Annotated in this window: 1 protein-coding gene; it reads right to left on the reverse strand. The window is 58.1% G+C overall.

Annotation, left to right across the window (positions count from 1 at the left end; translation table 11 throughout):
* Positions 1-21 precede the first annotated feature (21 nt).
* Positions 22-657: transporter substrate-binding domain-containing protein (locus tag DOU54_RS13615; protein ID WP_113731429.1), on the reverse strand; the 636-nt coding region annotated here is incomplete at its 5' end.

Below are 657 nucleotides of genomic sequence, written 5' to 3' on the forward strand. Positions count from 1 at the left end.
GGGACCATGGTCCCATGCACCCTATTCCGTGGCTTTGTTGATCGTCGGCTCAGGATAGGCCGCGCCCTCAAGATTCCATTTTTCGAGGAGCTTGTCATAGGTGCCGTTGGCGTGCAGGCGCTTCAGCGCCCACATGTAGGCGTCACGCAGCTGCGTGTCCTCCTTGAGGAAGGCAAGACCCGTGTGGCTGACGGCGAGCGGTTCGCCAACGGTCCTCATCGTGCCCTTGGAGTCCTTGATGATGAGGCCGATGCCCTCCACCCCCTGGACGCCGGCGACCGTGCGTTTCTGCTTCATGTTGGCGATCTGCTGGCCGAAGCTGCTGTCGATAACGATGTCGACGGAAGGCTTACCCTTGCCGATGCAATTATCCTCGTTCCATTTGCGGAGCGTTTTCTCTGTTGTCGTTGCCTGGCTTACGGTTACCTTTTGACCGCAAATGTCCTCGACCGTTTTGATCGGGCCGTCGACCATCGCATAGACCTGATCGCCCGATACCATATAGTCGACGAAATCAACGGTCTTCTGACGCTCCCAGGTGTCGGTCATGGAGCTTTGAATGAGATCGACACGCTTCGAGACCAGCGACGGGAGCGTTTGCGAGAACTGACCGTCGATCCATTCGGCCTTCAGGCCGAGCTCGGCGGCAAGTGCATT

Origin of the sequence: Agrobacterium sp. MS2 (assembly GCF_003261015.1) — a bacterium.
GTDB lineage: Bacteria > Pseudomonadota > Alphaproteobacteria > Rhizobiales > Rhizobiaceae > Agrobacterium > Agrobacterium pusense.